Annotated in this window: 18 protein-coding genes and 2 pseudogenes; 10 read left to right on the plus strand and 10 right to left on the minus strand. The window is 40.1% G+C overall.

Annotated elements, in window-relative coordinates; all coding sequences use genetic code 11:
* The first annotated feature begins 122 nt into the window (after positions 1-122).
* The 5 genes and pseudogenes from LGZ98_RS20450 to LGZ98_RS20470 form a co-directional block, all read left to right on the plus strand.
* Positions 123-2,066 carry an exoribonuclease II gene (locus LGZ98_RS20450; RefSeq protein WP_113041382.1) on the plus strand — a complete coding sequence of 648 codons (1,944 nt, stop codon included), beginning with the start codon at positions 123-125 and terminating at the stop codon, positions 2,064-2,066.
* Positions 2,067-2,581: 515 nt separating this feature from the next.
* Positions 2,582-7,483: a putative adhesin gene (locus LGZ98_RS20455; RefSeq protein WP_262978500.1), complete on the plus strand. Its 4,902-nt coding sequence runs from the start codon at positions 2,582-2,584 to the stop codon at positions 7,481-7,483.
* 166 nt (positions 7,484-7,649) lie between these two features.
* Entirely contained in the window at positions 7,650-8,702 is a 1,053-nt protein-coding gene (locus tag LGZ98_RS20460) for a cupredoxin domain-containing protein (protein ID WP_113041380.1), read from the plus strand.
* A gap of 8 nt (positions 8,703-8,710) precedes the next feature.
* On the plus strand, positions 8,711-8,917 hold the full coding sequence (locus LGZ98_RS20465; protein WP_146748060.1) for a hypothetical protein: 207 nt from the start codon (positions 8,711-8,713) through the stop codon (positions 8,915-8,917).
* A gap of 70 nt (positions 8,918-8,987) precedes the next feature.
* A pseudogene (locus tag LGZ98_RS20470) lies at positions 8,988-9,205 on the plus strand (DNA replication terminus site-binding protein); the annotation flags it as partial.
* 176 nt (positions 9,206-9,381) lie between these two features.
* Here LGZ98_RS20470 and LGZ98_RS20475 read toward each other — a convergent pair.
* Positions 9,382-9,543, minus strand: coding sequence for a PIN domain-containing protein (locus LGZ98_RS20475; RefSeq protein WP_205068530.1), 162 nt, complete (start codon positions 9,541-9,543; stop codon positions 9,382-9,384).
* Between the two features lie 11 nt (positions 9,544-9,554).
* Positions 9,555-9,680, minus strand: coding sequence for a type II toxin-antitoxin system Phd/YefM family antitoxin (locus LGZ98_RS20480; protein WP_113041379.1), 126 nt, complete (start codon positions 9,678-9,680; stop codon positions 9,555-9,557).
* Between the two features lie 193 nt (positions 9,681-9,873).
* On the opposite strand from LGZ98_RS20480, the gene parS reads away from it, so the two are divergent.
* Both parS and LGZ98_RS20490 read left to right on the plus strand, forming a co-directional pair.
* On the plus strand, positions 9,874-10,320 hold the full coding sequence (gene parS, locus LGZ98_RS20485) for an Xre family toxin-antitoxin system antitoxin (protein WP_113041400.1): 447 nt from the start codon (positions 9,874-9,876) through the stop codon (positions 10,318-10,320).
* Positions 10,317-10,790 carry an RES family NAD+ phosphorylase gene (locus LGZ98_RS20490; RefSeq protein WP_113041378.1) on the plus strand — a complete coding sequence of 158 codons (474 nt, stop codon included), beginning with the start codon at positions 10,317-10,319 and terminating at the stop codon, positions 10,788-10,790. Before parS ends, LGZ98_RS20490 begins: the two co-directional genes overlap by 4 nt.
* Before the next feature lie 57 nt (positions 10,791-10,847).
* Here the strand turns inward: LGZ98_RS20490 and fumC are convergent.
* A pseudogene (gene fumC / locus LGZ98_RS20495) lies at positions 10,848-11,081 on the minus strand (class II fumarate hydratase); the annotation flags it as partial.
* Here fumC and LGZ98_RS20500 point away from each other — a divergent pair.
* From LGZ98_RS20500 to LGZ98_RS20510, 3 genes are all read left to right on the plus strand, one after another.
* Positions 11,082-11,246 (plus strand): hypothetical protein, encoded by a 165-nt coding sequence (locus tag LGZ98_RS20500; RefSeq protein ID WP_158536500.1) that lies wholly within the window; start codon positions 11,082-11,084, stop codon positions 11,244-11,246.
* 169 nt (positions 11,247-11,415) lie between these two features.
* Entirely contained in the window at positions 11,416-11,778 is a 363-nt protein-coding gene (locus LGZ98_RS20505) for a helix-turn-helix domain-containing protein (RefSeq protein WP_113041377.1), read from the plus strand.
* Positions 11,775-13,055: a type II toxin-antitoxin system HipA family toxin gene (locus LGZ98_RS20510; protein WP_262978501.1), complete on the plus strand. Its 1,281-nt coding sequence runs from the start codon at positions 11,775-11,777 to the stop codon at positions 13,053-13,055. The genes LGZ98_RS20505 and LGZ98_RS20510 overlap by 4 nt, the downstream gene beginning before the upstream one ends.
* 96 nt (positions 13,056-13,151) lie before the next feature.
* On the opposite strand, the gene LGZ98_RS20515 is transcribed toward LGZ98_RS20510, so the two are convergent.
* The 7 genes from LGZ98_RS20515 to LGZ98_RS20545 form a co-directional block, all read right to left on the minus strand.
* Complete coding sequence (locus LGZ98_RS20515; RefSeq protein WP_228902717.1) at positions 13,152-13,601, minus strand: nuclear transport factor 2 family protein; 450 nt, start codon at positions 13,599-13,601, stop codon at positions 13,152-13,154.
* Positions 13,537-13,677, minus strand: coding sequence for a hypothetical protein (locus LGZ98_RS20520; protein WP_228902714.1), 141 nt, complete (start codon positions 13,675-13,677; stop codon positions 13,537-13,539). The genes LGZ98_RS20515 and LGZ98_RS20520 overlap by 65 nt, the downstream gene beginning before the upstream one ends.
* Positions 13,678-13,780: 103 nt before the next feature.
* A complete protein-coding gene (locus LGZ98_RS20525) occupies positions 13,781-14,386 on the minus strand; it encodes a TetR/AcrR family transcriptional regulator (RefSeq protein ID WP_262978502.1) in 606 nt (201 codons plus the stop codon).
* A gap of 400 nt (positions 14,387-14,786) precedes the next feature.
* Positions 14,787-15,113 carry a stress response translation initiation inhibitor YciH gene (gene yciH, locus LGZ98_RS20530; protein ID WP_262978503.1) on the minus strand — a complete coding sequence of 109 codons (327 nt, stop codon included), beginning with the start codon at positions 15,111-15,113 and terminating at the stop codon, positions 14,787-14,789.
* Positions 15,103-15,849: an orotidine-5'-phosphate decarboxylase gene (gene pyrF / locus LGZ98_RS20535; RefSeq protein ID WP_011146655.1), complete on the minus strand. Its 747-nt coding sequence runs from the start codon at positions 15,847-15,849 to the stop codon at positions 15,103-15,105. Before pyrF ends, yciH begins: the two co-directional genes overlap by 11 nt.
* 44 nt (positions 15,850-15,893) lie before the next feature.
* Positions 15,894-17,063 carry a lipopolysaccharide assembly protein LapB gene (lapB, locus tag LGZ98_RS20540; RefSeq protein WP_112872301.1) on the minus strand — a complete coding sequence of 390 codons (1,170 nt, stop codon included), beginning with the start codon at positions 17,061-17,063 and terminating at the stop codon, positions 15,894-15,896.
* A 6-nt stretch (positions 17,064-17,069) separates the two neighbouring features.
* On the minus strand, positions 17,070-17,381 hold the full coding sequence (locus LGZ98_RS20545; RefSeq protein ID WP_112872300.1) for a LapA family protein: 312 nt from the start codon (positions 17,379-17,381) through the stop codon (positions 17,070-17,072).
* Between the last annotated feature and the right edge of the window lie 240 nt (positions 17,382-17,621).

Raw genomic sequence — 17,621 nt, forward strand, 5'->3', positions numbered from 1 at the left:
GTAATTTCCATACTGTTTTACGCTATTGTGCAGATGTTGCTTGCTCGACACCATCAATTCGCGTAAAACTGTTATTCTAAAAAACTATCTGATAATAACCCTCAACTTTCTCCGCGGATATTATGTTTCAAAACAACCCGCTGCTTGCACAGCTAAAACAGCAACTTCACTCCCAGACACTTCGAGTAGAAGGTTTGGTCAAAGGTACCGAAAAAGGATTCGGATTCTTAGAAGTCGATGGGCAAAAAAGTTATTTTATTCCTCCCCCACACATGAAAAAAGTTATGCATGGCGATCGAGTGACTGCCGCTATTCATACTGATAAAGAAAGAGAGATCGCCGAGCCAGAAACATTGATCGAGCCATTTTTAAGTCGCTTCGTTGGCCGTATTCAGAAAAAAGAAAATGATAACCGTTTATGGATCATTCCTGATCACCCACTGCTAAAAGATACTATCCCTTGCCGGCCGACCAATCAGGTCACTCATCCATTTCAACATGGTGATTGGGCCGTCGCTGAAATGCGTCATCATCCATTGAAAGGCAGCCGTGGTTTTCATGCAGAAATTACCGGCTATATCACTGAAGGCGACAATCACTACGCCCCTTGGTGGGTAACACTCACTCGCCATAACCTGGAACGTGATGCTCCCACTATGACTGCCGATTGCCAGATGAACGATGGCGATCTTGAGCGCATTGACTTAACATCGCTGGATTTTGTCACTATTGACAGTGCAACCACGGAAGATATGGACGATGCTTTGCATATTGCTAAGCAAGATGACGGTAGCCTGAAACTCAGTATCGCCATTGCTGATCCAACCGCTTATATTGCGGCTGACAGCGAACTGGATCAAATCGCCCATCAACGTGCTTTCACTAACTACCTGCCGGGTTTTAATATCCCCATGTTGCCACGCGATCTGTCAGAGAATTTATGCTCTCTGCGCCCTAACGTCCGCCGTCCGGCATTGGTTTGTCAAGTTTCTATTCTGGAAGATGGTCAACTGGGTGATGATATTGCGTTTTTCTCTACTTGGGTTGAATCAAAAGCTAAATTGGTTTACGACGAAGTTTCTGACTGGCTGGAAAAAACCGGGACTTGGGAACCCGCTTCCGAAGCGATTAAGACTCAAATCACACTCCTGAAGGAAATGAGTGATCGCCGTAACCAATGGCGCCACCAAAATGCGCTTATTTTCAAAGATCGTCCTGATTATCGCTTCATCCTCGATGATAATGGTTACGTATTGGATATCGTAGTAGAACAACGCCGCACAGCTAACCGTATTGTTGAAGAAGCAATGATCACTTCTAACCTGTGTGCCGCAAAGATACTACGCGATAAGTTAGGTTTTGGTATTTACAATGTTCATATGGGTTTTGAGCCACTGCAAATTGAACAAGTGGTTGAATTACTGAAAGAAAATGGTGTCGATGCTAACACAGAAGAATTGTTAACCTTAAACGGCTTCTGCAAATTACGCCGTGAATTGGATAAACAGCCAACACAATTCCTTGATAGTCGCATTCGTCGTTTCCAGACTTTCGCAGAAATTAAACCTGAACCCGGCCCTCATTTTGGTCTCGGTTTTGATGCTTACGCCACCTGGACATCACCGATCCGTAAATACAGCGACATGATTAACCATCGTTTACTGAAAGCGATTATTCAAAAAACGGATGTGGAACAACCCTCAGAAGAAAGCTGTTTGCAACTGGCTGAACGTCGCAGACTGAATCGTATGGCTGAACGTGATGTAGGAGATTGGCTGTATGCCCGCTTCCTGCAACCACACGCAGGAACAGAACAACGATTTACCGCAGAAGTCATTGATATCACCCGTGGTGGTTTACGTGTCCGGCTGGTCGATAACGGTGCAGTGGCCTTTATACCGGCACCATTCCTACATGCCGTGCGTGATGAGCTGCAATGTAGCCAAGAGACCGGTACAGTGATTATCAAAGGTGAAATCGCTTACCAATTGAACGATATTATTGATGTTCGTATTGATGAAGTCAGAATGGAAACGCGTAATATTGTCGCCCGCCCTACGGCCTGATTTCCCTTAATTGAACCCTTTCTGAGTCAAACTACAGCTTAATCGCTGTAGTTTGTTTCAATCTTACATTTCGTTCTGTTCGATACGGGGTGTCACTATATTGAACCATTATCATTATCCCCTCACAGTGATAACATTTCCCTTTCCACTTCTTTACAAAAATTTACTATTTCTACTGTTTACTACTCGCTATAGAGTATTTTTAATAAATATCCCGTATTAACCACAGAGACCTTATCAGCCCACTCCTCAACGGATACATTGTCTTATATTTAACCATATTATAAAAAACTATAAATAAATATTTATATATAGTTATACTAATTAATAATTTTACAATGTTATTAATTAGTATTTGATATTAACCGATATTAACTATAATTACCCTGCCTTACGATTGTGACTTTAAAATCAAAAAATAATATTTTTATATGAGCAATCATTTCTATAAATCAGATGGATACGGTAGCTATATAGCTAAATAAATAATAAATTTAATCAACCTAGAGGATTATATGTCAAACTTTGAATATGATATCGAAAATAAAAATGACGCCTATCAATCAAAAGAAAATGAATATACTGTGGTCAATGGAGAGTATTTTAAATATAATACGAAAAATGATAAAAATAATGATAATACTTTTATTTACCTATTAAAATGTAATCAAGACTATCCAACCTGGATAACCTCTGATATTAAAAAAGTGAGTCTATATATCATAGAAAATTTATTTTCTTATAATAAATACTCAACTAAATTACAACAAACTTTAAAACAAGCTGTGAACGCCGTTTTCAATGAATATTCCGAAATAAAATACTCTGAGTTACTGCATAACATTAACAATATATTCAACCTTTTTTTCATAAAAAAATATAATAGTCCTGATATCGATACAGCAATCAATATTTTAATATCAAAAATAGAAATTAATGAAAAATTAGCAAGCATAAATAAAAATAAAATCGATTCAGATCAAACTAAAATCGATATATGGCAGGAACTGGGTATCAACGCGGAAGAACCTTTACTGAAAATATATCGTCAGGCATTCTCTACCGGAGAAATCGATGATGAGCTCTATTCAGATGCATTGCTAACTTTTATGTCAGATGGCAATGTAACGTTAAGTGATAAAGAAAAATCAGATTATAATCAACGAATCAAAGATAAAGAAGATCTTTTCAAATCCTATAAAAAAGGCATTGAAAAGGTGAATAGTTTAATTTCCGCTAATAATATTAATCCAGGTATTCCGATTATTCATCCAGAAACAAATCAAAGTATCAGCATTGGAGATGACATACTATTAGCGCTACTAGCCAAAGAAGAGATAGCATTAAAAAAACAACATCGTACCGAGTATAGTCAGAAAGATATTTTTGAACTGCAAACTCTACAAGCTGCTAAGTATCATTTATTAATCTTATCTTCATTAGGTGCCCTATTATATCAGATTGCCCCTAAAATCGGAAAAATGATTCAAGGTCATGGTGATTATCGTGATATCATTTTTTCCCAAGAGCAGGCTGAATTATTATTTAAAAAACATAATATTCACTATGATACTGATCATGTTCTTTCTCAAGAATCAAAACATATTGAAATGGAAGGCTGTATTATTTTAACAGCCGCAATTATTTATCGAATGAGAAAAGAGAATGCCAATGAGGAACAAGCATTTAAGTACTCTACATTAGAAACAATAAAATTATTTGAAAATGACAAGCAAAAACTTAATCCTTTCAATAAAAGCAACATAAAGCCAGCAGGATATTTTTCTTTTATTGATTTCAAAAAGAGAGATAAATTTGATTCACAATATAATTTTAATGAGCAATTTAATGTTTATAAAAACAAATACAGTCATTATGAATCCATTTCACTCAGTAAGTTAATACTTTCATCTCCGGCTGCGCAATTAACTGCCGAAGAGATTGTTAATCCACCAGAAGAAGCCTTTCTCTATTCAGTCGAACACGGAATGGGAAATGTCGCCATGATAAAAATGTATCAGGGTAATTGGTTGGTTGTCTCAACAATACAAGGAGGCGTGAAAGCAAAAAAATATTCCCAACAACAAGTTGATAGCCAACTCACCTTACATGCTATGTCTAGACCCAATGCACTATTTTTAATTGAGCAAAAAATAGAGATAGGCATGGGGATATTAATGGCAAATAGAATGATTCCTACAGGAAAAAGACTTTTCCCGATTGGCTATGTACGGGCCAAAACCTTCAGCGGCTTCTCAGAAACAAACCGATATAAACATTCTTACGACGCATTTTGGAATGATTATTACGGTATAACTTCAGGAATGAATGTCGGAATTAGCTTCACGGGTTCACCTACATTTAATTTCTATAAAGATGAAAACTTACTTTCTGTTACCTCAACGATAATACAGCAAGGCTTAAACGATATTACAATAAAAAGTAAACAGGCGCTGGATATTACCTCTGGTTGGCATATCGCGGCAACCATTTTTATTCCTTTCTATAATGTTATCTATAAAGCAACAACCGATAGTGAATATAAATTAACTGGAGAGGATATTGGCTCCATTGTCTTTGATACAGCAAATGTGCTGTTAGTTATTGCTACCCTAGGTATGTCATTGACTGAATCAATGGCCGCAAAAGTCACACAGACCACATTGCGCCTCAGACAAGCCGGTCTAACCGGAAGAGCTTTAATTACAGCGGTTATCAGAACATTACCAGAGCATGGCGTAATCACTTTACGCCAATCTTCTCGCATTCTGCTCGGCGGATTAATTGATTTAATCGAGCCTTTACCGATTAGATCAACACTGACCTTAACTTACCGAGGAGTTGTAAGCGCAGTAGGTGTGATAAAAAATAGCATTAAACTTGAGAAAAGTTTCGCCGATATTTTTAGCAAAAGCACCAGAGGGATTGGTAAACTTAAAAATGAATGGAAAGTCAGCAATATTTCACTCGACGAAATGGTCCCTCATGCAAATGAGGGAATATATAAAGGGATCTATTCAATACGCCCTGCTAATGTGGAAACAGCAATTAAACAGAATTACTATATAAAGGAATCTGGTGCTAATTATCAAGTCAAATGGGATGAAGCAAACCACACTTGGCGCGTAGCCAACCCGGCTTATCCGAAACAATTTAGTTACTGGTCTGCGGTGAAATTAGATAAAAATGGCCATTGGATTACTCATACCGATGTATCTAATAAATTTTTTATCCTGGAGCAGAGTAAAAAAATAGATCATGAACTTGAAGCAGCACGCAGTAATATTAATAACGATAAAATATTAGATGCATTTATTCATATCAATACCGCATTCAAAAGTCATGAAAAGTATGATATCGATAAACTATCAGATATTACTGACACATTAAGCCATTTCTTGGAAAAATCCCTAAAACTTGGAGATAAACAAGCCCTACTCAACACAGAGATAGTGAATATCCAACAAGCCTGGATACGTGAAGTCACCTTACCATTACAAAACAATCTAAGTATTTCGGCTGAAAAGATTAATGCCATCAAAACCGAACTGCCTTATCTATTGAAGGAAATATATCCTGTTGGAAATCAATTACCTAATGAATCAGCAATCAATAAAATTGCCCTAGCTATTGAAGAAATACCTGTCACACCGATGCCAAAATATTCTTCGGGTAATATCCAAAAAACTATACAATATACATCCATAGAGAGTAACCGTGTAGATATTCCCCCTATCGGGATCACAATAACAGGTAATGATCTATTTATTAATCAAGTCACTCACGTACTAGATGAAATAAGTGAAATTCCTTCCGGAAATATCGTTATTCAGGAGCTTGAAAAACAGGGTTTAAATATACAACCACCGACGATGGATGCCATTGTACGCGAAAAAGAGGGTCAATTTTATGCTCGTAATAGCGCCGGTAGCAGTATTGCCTTTGACCCAGAGAATCACCTGATTGGCACAGAAGAAAAACTTGTCGAGGAGCCATGGCGTTCCCGTGAACCTGCTATCGCTTTATATCATGAGATGCTACATATCTATTATAATCGTTACCCAACATGGTTTACTTCTATCGATAATAAAATAATTGATCAAAAAGTCAGTGGCGGTTTTTCTTTGCTGGAAGAATCACGCATTGTGGGAACAAAATATTACTCCAATGATAAAAATACGTTATTTGATTTCAGTAATTCCGGCTATTTATTAGAAAACAATTCTGCCTTATTGACTGAAAATAGATTCAGAGCAGAATATGCCATATTCAAAGGTGAAAGCGAGTATGTTATTCAACCTTATTATGGCAAAGGCGATAGTCAAATCCCATTAACAAGTACTAGAATAAGCACCAATGAATCACACCGTAATGTCATGGGTGTGGGAAGTGGAAAACCTGAAAAAATGCCCGGTGAATCAGCTACTGATTACCGTAATAGAGTGAAGGAATGGCGAAAAGAGAATAAAAAACCAGGGATGGATATAGATATTGGATCAGCGGATATTAGAAAAAGAAAAGCACAACTCAGAATTGAGCTTTTACAAAAAGAATATCCTCAACTTGAACCACAAAAAATTGAGCTTGGCGGAGCATTCGAATTATGGACAGTACCTAATGAACCGGCGAATAGATTAATGCTGAGTTCACATGGATATTTTTTCTCTGATAGTGCAATGACGCAAGTCCCCGCGGGAAAAACGATTCAATTTCTTGGTCCTCACGGTCAAACATTATTGGAATCACCGGAAAGTCCATTGAATTCTCCCTTTGATGTTACATTGGGTAATAGCGGCTTGACTGTACAACCTTATGCAACAATTAAAGCAGGCAACACAGCAAGTCTGGCTAATGTAAGAATAGGTGATAAGACGTTTACCGTGAACGATATTCAGAATATGGCTACCAATGATATTGAAAATTATCTGCTAGCCACTGGAGTAGAAGCCAATACAGTTAATCATGGCAGGGTAAGAAATTACGGTATCAAATATTATGAGAAAATGCCTGATGAGGAAGTGAAAGCGGCAATATGGAAAAATAGGACAGACAGTACAAATATCAATAAATATGACGCACTATTAGTCAGCCCTGAAGCGGAGAATCGTAAAAAATTGTCCGATATTTTTACGCTGCTGAAAACCAACGAAAGGATGGCAAAATATGATGAAATAACCTTTGTTGCCTGTCGTGAAGAATTGAACAGAATAAATATGAAATCAGTACATGATACCGGTCTTGGCGGTGGTTATGAACCCAAACTACAACCAACGGTGATTATTTCACGTTCTAAACGATCGGAGACTCTCACGCCGGATGGAGCAATTATTTATTCTATTATTGCGGTAAATCTACATCATAATCTCATAACAGAAAAAATTATCGGCATAGCACCTTTCTTGTTGATAGATAATTAAAAGGTTTTTGTATTACTTGAAACACTAAATTAAGGCGGGAAATATTTTCTCGCCTTATTTATTTTAAACTGTGTTAATTCTGCGCTAGGAATTGCATCCTACGATTTTGATATCTTATTTAGCCTACTATATTAAATTACACCTTTTGACTTTAGAAGCGTTAGATATGATTAAAAAGAAAAATTTTAATCAGTCAGATTCTGTGTCTCCACAAAGTGTTGTATCCAGTGTATTAAGTATTTTATTAAAACTGACGTACAAAAAATTGACAGAACCTAAAGAAGTCGATGTCATTGGAATTATTCAAGATACATTAATTAAATATACCAGTGAATGGTTAGAAGCAGAGTATCAAGCCGTAAGAAAAGATGCGGAAAGTTTACAAGATGCCATCTCATCTTATCAAAAGAATCCCACAGATGAAGCAAGACAATTAATTGTAGTTCGTAATGAAATCGCGATAGCGGATATGCGTCGCTTGTGTATTCTCAGTATTAATACAGCGAAGAAAAACAGTATTCCTCTCTTATCCAGCATTTGTGCCCTTTCCTGTTTATTATACTTTTTTACATTAAGAGATACCTTGGTTAATGGATCGGAATGGGGTTATTCACTTTATGATCTTCAAAAATACAGCAAAGCAATAGCCGAACAAGCAGATATTATGTTTAACGATATTCTAATTGCCGCTCTTAATAACTATAACAGTGAAGATTTTTATGAGCCAGAGACACAGGCAAAGCGCTCAATGATATATTGGACAAGTGACTATACTAATATTCAATCCCATTTAACTTTTGGCGCACAACGAAAATCTTCGCGTGTTTGTTTAGATCCAAATGACACAGATAATTTATTTATCGACCATAACTACAATAATATTTTTCTCGGCGATGTATTTTTGAATGGTGGTAGGTCATCTAGAAAAGGTAGCTATAATTATCTTTCAGCAACAGAACCACAAACGTATGAGCGTGGCCCGACTCAAATTACCTTACAGGTTAAATCGGCAGGACGGTATCGTTTACGAATGTATTATGCCTATATGTCAGCTTCATTCAATTTTGATTCGGCAATTCAAATGAAGCTAGAACAATCAAACAGCACTATTTTCGATCAAAATATCAAATTCTTTACCGAAAAAGTTTTAACACCTTATATACCCAATGGATTTCAAGATGCATCGCGACGGCAAGGGAGCGAATCCCCGGGAGCATAGATAACTATGTGACCGGGGTGAGTGAGTGCAGCCAACAAAGAAGCAACTTGAAAGATGACAGGTATAAATCAGGTTCAAACTACGGGCCGGTTGTATATCGGACAACTGAGGTTGATTTAAAGGCTGGGCCTCTAGTGTTAACATTACATGAAGAAAAAGGTAAACGTCTATCTGGTGAGGGATTAATTCAGCATATTGAATTTTTAGGGCTATAATATTGCATGAGATTGTTACCGAAACCTTGGTAACAATCTCCTTTATTTCTTGCTGCTCTTACCAAATAGTATTGCACGGATCTGGTATACAGAGCAGCAAAAGCAAGTGAAAGTGCAATATGCCTGCCCTCTTCCATTAATGCGTTTTATGTTAACTATGGCGGAAACCCACCAAAGATCGGCGAATTACCTGATTATGATGCCGATGCAATAGTGCATCGTTATAAACCCAAAGCTAAGCCATTGGAGTTGGTTATTCCAAGACTGCATTTGTATCGTGAGATTTAGTGCATGACTGTTATTTGACCGCATTAGTCATTTGTCATAAAAAAATGACTAATTTGATGATTTTTTCATCTGCCGTAATGAAAATCATTTTTTCCAATTTAATCTGTGAGACCAGAATTCTATCAAATGGATCTTTGTGCATCTTATCAGGCAAGGTCAATACGTTAACTGTATGTTCACCTTTTTATCGGTAGTTCTTTAAAATCATTATCCAGTAATTCTTTGCGTAGAACATGCGGCTCAATGTCTATCTTCCCAAGATCATATTTGATAGCCACTTCCCAAATGCTGGCTGCACTGAAAAAGACCTGATTATCAAAATTGGTGAGAATGTCCATACATTTCTGATTCAGCTTCGTTGGTTGGCTATAACTTTACCGTTGCGCGCAATAAGGAATGGCTCCCCGGTTGTTGCCACACTGTTTAGCAGTTTGGACAGATGTGTCTTAGCTTCGTAGATATTGATTTTTTCCATCAGCAAGACCTCATTTTTAAACCTAAAGTCATTATCTACAGCTCTCAGACCTAGTCAAGTTAACCAGATCAACAGAATATTTGATACTCATAAATAAATTGGTTATTCCGAAACTGCATTTAGCATGATTACTATTTGACCTCCCTAGGTCATTTGTCTATCATAAAAGTGACAAATGACTAACGAGGTGCTTATGAGAGTATTTACACCAAACCATAAAACACAAAGCAACCCACTTTGGAGAGCAGTTGGTTTCCCTTCAAGCAATGGGCCACATTTAAATGCAGTATTAAATGAAGGGCTACCTATAACTGTAGTTGAAAAAATACAAGATTGGTCAATGTTTGCTAAGAGAGATATTCTACGAATCACGGGTATCCAAATGCGCAACTATTCAAGACGACGCTCAAATAAAGGTAAATTCACAGCAGATGAAAGTCAGCGTATTGCCCGATTCGTACGTGTCATGGATTGTGCTGTAGATTTATTCGATGGCGATAAAGATAAAGCAACTCAGTGGATGAAACGTCCCGTTCGGGGGTTAGGATACGTCACGCCTGAATCAATGCTGGATACAGAAAGTGGCGCGCTGGATGTCATCAATCTCATAGGCAGAATTGAACATGGAGTTATATCGTGATCCTATACCGGCTCATACGTTCGAAGTATGTAGAATCAGCGTGGAGCGGTACTGGAGCAAAACTGTATGGTGGCCGCTGGCACAATATAGGAAGGCCAGCAGTCTATGTTACTACTTCTGTTTCCTTGGCTGTTCTGGAAGTTCTTGTTCATGTTGGGGATGATGAGCTTCTTACTGATTTTGCACTGCTAAGTATTGATATCCCCGAAAACCAGATTGATATTTTAAATATTGATACTTTACCTCCAGATTGGAACGATCCTATACCTCCGGTAAGCACAATGGAAATAGGCAGTGAATGGCTCGATGTTAATGATTCCATTGGCCTTATGGTACCTTCTGCCATCATACCTTACGAGAATAATGTTATGCTGAATCCTATGGCGAAAGATTTTCAGAAATACATGAGCACGATCAAACGCCTTGATTTTGGTATTGATTCCCGACTGGCAAAAACAAAAAATAGTTGAGGAGCAAGGAAATGAAAACCGGAACACAAGGCTCTGGTTCAAATAGCTAAACAGCGATTATTTCAAGCTGCCAACCATATCTTCAGGACGAACCCACTCATCAAACTCAGCGTCTGTCAAATAACCCAGTTTCATTGCGGATTGTTTCAAAGTCAGCCCTTCTTTATGCGCTTTCTTGGCAATTTCCGCTGCTTTGTCATAACCGATATGGGTATTCAGCGCCGTGACCAGCATCAGCGATTCATTCAGCAACTGCGTAATACGATCGCGGTTAGGCTCAATACCTGATGCTTGAGATCCTACAACTGCGGCTACTTTACCCTATGGATTTCAAGGTGCATCGCGACGGCAAGGGAGCGAATCCCCGGGAGCATAGGTAACTATGTGACCAGGGTGAGTGAGTGCAGCCAACAAAGAGGCAACTTGAAAAATGACGGGTATAAACCAGATTCATGAACTACCCGCGGTGGGTATGGGACTCATATAAAGCTTTAAATCATCATAAATACATTTATGAGATTCAATTAGCACTCTTAAATACTTCTCCTTTCATATCAGATTTTAGTAAAATAAGAGCTATAATAAAGTCTATTAACCATAAAATTTAAACTTAAAAGGTGTATTTATGGCTCTAATTCTTTATACCGAATCGGAGTTGCTAGAAGAACTTGGGCACCGCCTCCGTTGGCATCGGTTACAGCGTAACATGCTCCAGACAGAACTAGCTCTCAGGAGCGGTATTTCCGTCTCTGCGCTCAAAAAACTTGAAGGCAGCGGACGGGGCACGCTTGAGAATTTCATGAAGGTCGTCTTTGCTCTACGACTGGAGAACGAAATTAAGTCCCTGTTTACGCCACAACAGATCAGCATTGCACAGCTCGAAGCCATGAAAGCACCGGTTCGCCAGCGCGCCCGGCGAACCCAACGTTCGTCTCGGAAACCCTCCGGCAATGGCCGCGCCCATCAATCAAGAGACTCAAAAAAATGACGACACAAAACTTTCAGTACCGATCACTGGGTCGGCTACAAGTGATCTACAGTGGTCGTGGGGAACAGTGGGTGTTGGGCCATCTGGCCGAAAGTACTGTGCGTGGCCGCTATTTATTTGAGTACACCCATGAAGCTCTTGATAGTGGCATCGAATTCTCGCCCCTACAACTGCCACTTTCCACAGAGACTTACGCGAATTTTGAGCACTTTCAGGACTGGCTTCCTGGTTTCATCGCAGATTCCCTGCCGGATGGCTGGGGACGGCTGCTTATGGACCGGTTCCTTCGCCGTAATAATGTCGATCCTGGCCGGATTTCCGCCCTGGAACGCCTGGCATTACTGAGCGATAACACGATGGGGGCTCTGACCTACCAACCTGCTCTGCCTTTACCGGACGACCAGGAAGACAAATATCGTATTCTGAGCTTGACCGGACTGGCTCAGCAGATCCGTCAGGAAGTCACCGGTCAGGACTCGGAGGCACTGCGTGAACTTTTCCTACTTGGCGGCTCGCCTCACGGAGCCAGACCAAAAGCACAAATAGAATATAATCCATCCACCGGCCAGATGAAAACGACTGCGTTCCCAGGAAGTAAGCCTTGGTTGGTCAAATTCCCCGCAGCAGAAGAAAATCCTTGGGTCTGTGCCCTTGAAGAAGTGTATGCCTGTACTGCCAGAATAGCGGGCATTGATTTTCCCACAAGTCGCTACTTCCGCCTTGAAGGGGAGCTTGCTGCTTTCGGTGTCCAGCGTTTCGATCGTGAGAATGGAATGCGAGTGCCGGTACTAAGTATAGCCGGTGCCCTACATGCCGACTTCCGATTACCCTGTATGGATTACATAGATATCTTACGGGCGACTGGCTCCATCACCCGCTCTATTGTTGCACGAGAAATCCAAGCCCGTCGTATGGTATTCAACGTGTTGATGCATAACCGCGATGATCATGTGAAGAATTTCTCCTTCATTCTGAATGAAAGCAATGAGTGGGTGGTATCCCCCGCCTATGATCTGACCTTTGCGGACGGACCCGGCGGACAACATCAAACCTCAGTGACCGGCCACGGAGCAGATATCACCCGCACCATGTTGCTTAAGGTTGCCAAAGATGCGGGCATCGCGTCGGCCAAAATGAACAATATTATTGATGAAGTAGCGGATGTCGCCGCCGACTTCGCCCATACTGCGCGAAATATAACTGATGATATTCCCGCTGACGAACTCCATCAGGTCACGAACTGCATTAACCGTAATCTGTCTTATCTTAAACGATAAATTCAAGGTACAGGCCTTCTGAATTCTTATGTTAATCAGAAGGCCCCGGCGGAGGTACTGCACATCAGCCACGTCTCGACTGTCGTCTGAAAAAGATTACAACCCTAACTCAGATAATCCAGGATGATCATCAGGACGGCGACCTAAAGGCCAATGAAATTTGCGCTCAGATTCTTTTATCGGAAGATCATTAATGCAAGCATAACGGTTATACATCAAGCCATCTTCGTTAAATTCCCAATTCTCATTACCATATGAGCGAAACCAGTTACCGGAATCGTCATGCCATTCATAAGCATAACGAACCGCTATCCTATTATCAGTAAACGCCCAAAGTTCTTTAATCAATCGATATTCATGCTCTTTCGCCCATTTTCTGGTTAATAAATCCTGAGCTTCTTTACGACTATGTACAAATTCAGCACGATTACGCCAATAGGTATCCAATGAATAAGCCAATGCCACTTTTTCAGGATCACGGCTATTCCATCCATCTTCCGCCAAGCGGACTTTCTGAATAGCAGTTTCGCGGGTAAATGGCGGCACCGGCTGGCGAATTTCTTTTATACCCGTCATCTTTCAAGTTGCCTCTTTGTTGGCTGCACTCGCTCACCCCGGTCACATAGTTTGCTATGCTCCCGGGGATTCACTCCCTTGCCGTCGCGATCCATCTTGAAATCCATAGGGTATATATTAGACATATTGTCTCCTAATTAAATTTTCCATTAACTCACATCGTATTTATTCAGCAATGCCTCGGCAATATTCATCGCCTCTAAAGCATAATGTGTATCATTCATCACATGCGCAGTTGTAATAGCGCCTTCTATTAAGAGCAGGAGCTTCCTCGCTAAATCCACTGATGAATCCGGCGATATTTCTTTACAAATAGACAGCACGTAAGTAAAAACTTTCTCTTTATGTTCCTTAGCAATTATTCTTACCGGATCATCAGGATTAGGGCGCTCACCGGATGTATTGATAAATGCACATCCTCTAAAATCATCACTCGCGAACCATCTTTGTAATACCAAAAAAATATTCAGCAATTTCTCTTTAGGTGTTTTATATTCAGCTATTGATGAGGTAAACCCCCGCATCCATCGTTCATCTCGCCGACGAAGAACTTCTTCAATCAACCCCTCTTTCGTACCAAAATAACGATAAATTGTCTTACGTGAAGAACCGGTCGTGCGCGTTATCAGATCGATACCCGTCGCTGCAATCCCCCTTGTGTAAATTAATTCCTCTACAACATCCAACATGTTTTCCCTGATGTTGGACGCCTGCTCACCTTCCATGTTTTTCATGGTAGAACGATCATTCTCCACAGTCAACCTCTTTACTGAAAAAATAGATTTAAATTGTTATCTCTATGATTTAAAAAGTAATTATTAATGTTCATCGCCTTTATCATCAAAGTTGCTCATTCCCATACGAAAATGCCTTTTAATAATGATCTTATCAGAGAAATGAAGAAATAATGAAGAAATAATATTAATTATATTACTATCCTTAAGAGGAAAAAATAATATCAAAATATTATTTTCATAGAATATTAACAATAATATATTTTATCTCTTTATTGTGAGTTATTTCTAATTAAAATGATTAAGAATATTATTAACAAATACCTTAAAATACTACCAATAATTAGACTCTGGAGTAAAATGAATGAAGGGCGAATATCCGCCCTTCTATACCCTATGGACTTGAAAGATAACGGGTATATCAACCACCAACTAATTTAACTGTCATACCTTTGGCTTCGAGTAACTGTTTCAATAATTCTCTTTTATCGCCCTGAATTTCGATCTCACCCTCTTTCACTGAACCACCACAGCCACATTTTTTCTTCAACTCAGCCGCCAGCTTAGCTAACGTCTGATCATCAGCATCAATCCCGGTAATCACGCAAACCCCTTTTCCTTTACGGCCACTGGTTTGACGCTGAATACGAACAATGCCATCCCCTTTTGGACGCTGAGATTCAACCGTTTCTTCCTGAATACGCCCTCTGTCTGTGGAATAGACCAACCGCGAATTATTATCTTGCATTAATCACTCCCGCAATAGATTGATTAATTTGACGCAATGCGGCCGCAGGATCGGCGGCACGGGTAATCGGACGGCCAATGACCATATAATCAACGCCAGCCAATACCGCCTGTTCTGGCGTCATGATACGGCGCTGATCACCCACATCACTGCCCGTCGGGCGAATTCCGGGAGTAACTAATTGAAAATGCTGACCACAAACCTTTTTCAGTTGCTGAGCTTCATGCGCAGAACAAACCACACCATCCAGCCCACATGCCTGAGTCAGTTTTGCCAACCTTTCAGCCTGTTGCGCTGGTGTCATATCAATCCCAATACCTTGCAGATCCGATTGTTCCATGCTGGTTAATACCGTGACAGCAATTAACAACGGAGCATCATGACCATAAGGCAGCAGCGCCTCTTTCGCCGCTGTCATCATTCTGGTGCCGCCACTAGCATGTACGTTTACCATCCAAACCCCCATCTCAGCAGCGGCAGCTACCGCTCTGGCGGTGGTATTAGGAATATCATGGAATTTCAAATCTAGAAATACTTCAAAACCACGTTGGTGCAGCAACTTAACAAACTGCGGACCATGTAAGGTAAACATCTCTTTACCTACTTTCAGACGGCAATCCTGTGGATCAATTTTATCGGCAAAAGCCAGCGCCGTATCCTGATTGTCGTAATCTAAAGCAACAATGACAGGCGAGCTAATCTGTCTACCGAACGATGTTAAGGTATGAGATGTCATTTTTTAACCTTTTTGACTAACAAAGCAATATTATGGTGACACTGTCACTGACCATCTAATCCACGGATCGGTTTAATAGAATCCCACGAACGGCATGATGGACAGTGCCAGTAAAGCGAATGAGAAGTAAAGCCGCACTTATGGCAGCGATAATTAGGCTTGGTGCGAATTTGCTCACCAACCATGTCCCGTAGCAAGATAATACTTTCTTTCGCCCGGCCCTCTTCTGCTTCGGCCAGGTGGTAATCCATCAAGCGATAAAATAGGCGCATGGTCGGATGACGCTCCAATCGATGATTGATGTAAGTTTGCGCGACTTCATGCCCTTCTTGCTGCTCGATAATATCAGCCAGCAAAAGCTCAGCCGTTGCCCCACAATCCTCTTCGACACAACGTCTCAGGAAATTTTCCCATTCATCAAGCTGATTCCGATGTTGGTAACACTCCTGGAGAATAGGTAACACCTCACTCACCAATTGTTTGTCCTGCTCAAGAACAGATTTTAAAGCATCCGCCGCTTTATTGTACTCTTGCCGGGCCATAAACAGACGCCCCAACATGATAGAAACTCTGGCACAGTTTTTATCTGTCTGAACTGCTTTATTGAGATAACTGATAGCCTCATCAAGATCATCACCGCTCATCTCCTGTAAAGCGAGTTCACAATAAAAATGCGCAATTTTTTCCCGTAAATCATGTTTGCCGGATTTGACTAATTTCTCAGCAATATCAATGGCTTTTTTCCAATCACTGGTTGCCTGATAAATAGCCAGCAGCGATTGAAATGCATTTTGGCGAAAATCTTTTTCATTCACCAATTGAGCGAACATATTTTCAGCACGATCATACAAACCCGCAGACATATAATCGCGGCCCAATTGTTGCGTCGCAAGCAAACGCTGATCAAATGTCAGAGAAGCGCTTTCCATGAGAGATTGATGAATGCGGATAGCCCGCTCTACTTCTCCCCTGGAACGGAATAGATTCCCCAAAGTCAAATGCGCTTCAAAAGCAGAACTGTCCTCTTTAAGCATTTCAAGAAACAGATCCACGGCTTTATCTTGCTGGTTTGAAAGGAGAAAGTTAACCCCGGTAACATATTCTCGTGATAAGCGATCGGCATTTTGTTGCTTATCCTGTTGAGCACTTCTGCGCCCCATATACCAGCCATAAGCAGCGGCCACAGGAAGCAACAGAAACAACAGCTCTAACATAGGGGTTTATTCCTTGCTAAGTGCAAGCGATGAATGAGTAACCGAAGGTTCAACAGGTTGCTCCAGTTGCGCTTCAAGTCGCTTAATCTTGCGTTCAGCTCTTCTTAACGACAAACGAGCACGAAGATAAAATAATCCACAGATAACCCAACCTAACACGAAACCGCTAGCAAATAATACAGCTAAAAGTGTAGATATAGAGTAATTCCCTTTAGCAATCAGATAGTTAAATGTAACAATCTGTTCGTTATTTGATCCAAGAGTCATCGAGACGACAAAGATCACCAATACCAGTAATAAAATCAGAAAATATTTCACATTTTTTCCTGTTATCTATTGTTGCTTGGACATTATGCTGGATAACGGCTCATTAAATTAGCATTTCCAGTCTGGATAAAGGAAGCAATTTATCATGATAAATGCGTCTTTCAGCTTTTTTACGATATCTTCCCATCGATTAAGTGTAAATAAGAAGCAATGACACCGCCAAATCCTTTTTGTCGTTAATCAACCGCCATTTTTCTGAGCGACGACGCGACCTAGTGTTATAACTGTCAT

Origin of the sequence: Photorhabdus kayaii, assembly GCF_025384895.1 — a bacterium.
Lineage (GTDB): Bacteria > Pseudomonadota > Gammaproteobacteria > Enterobacterales > Enterobacteriaceae > Photorhabdus > Photorhabdus kayaii.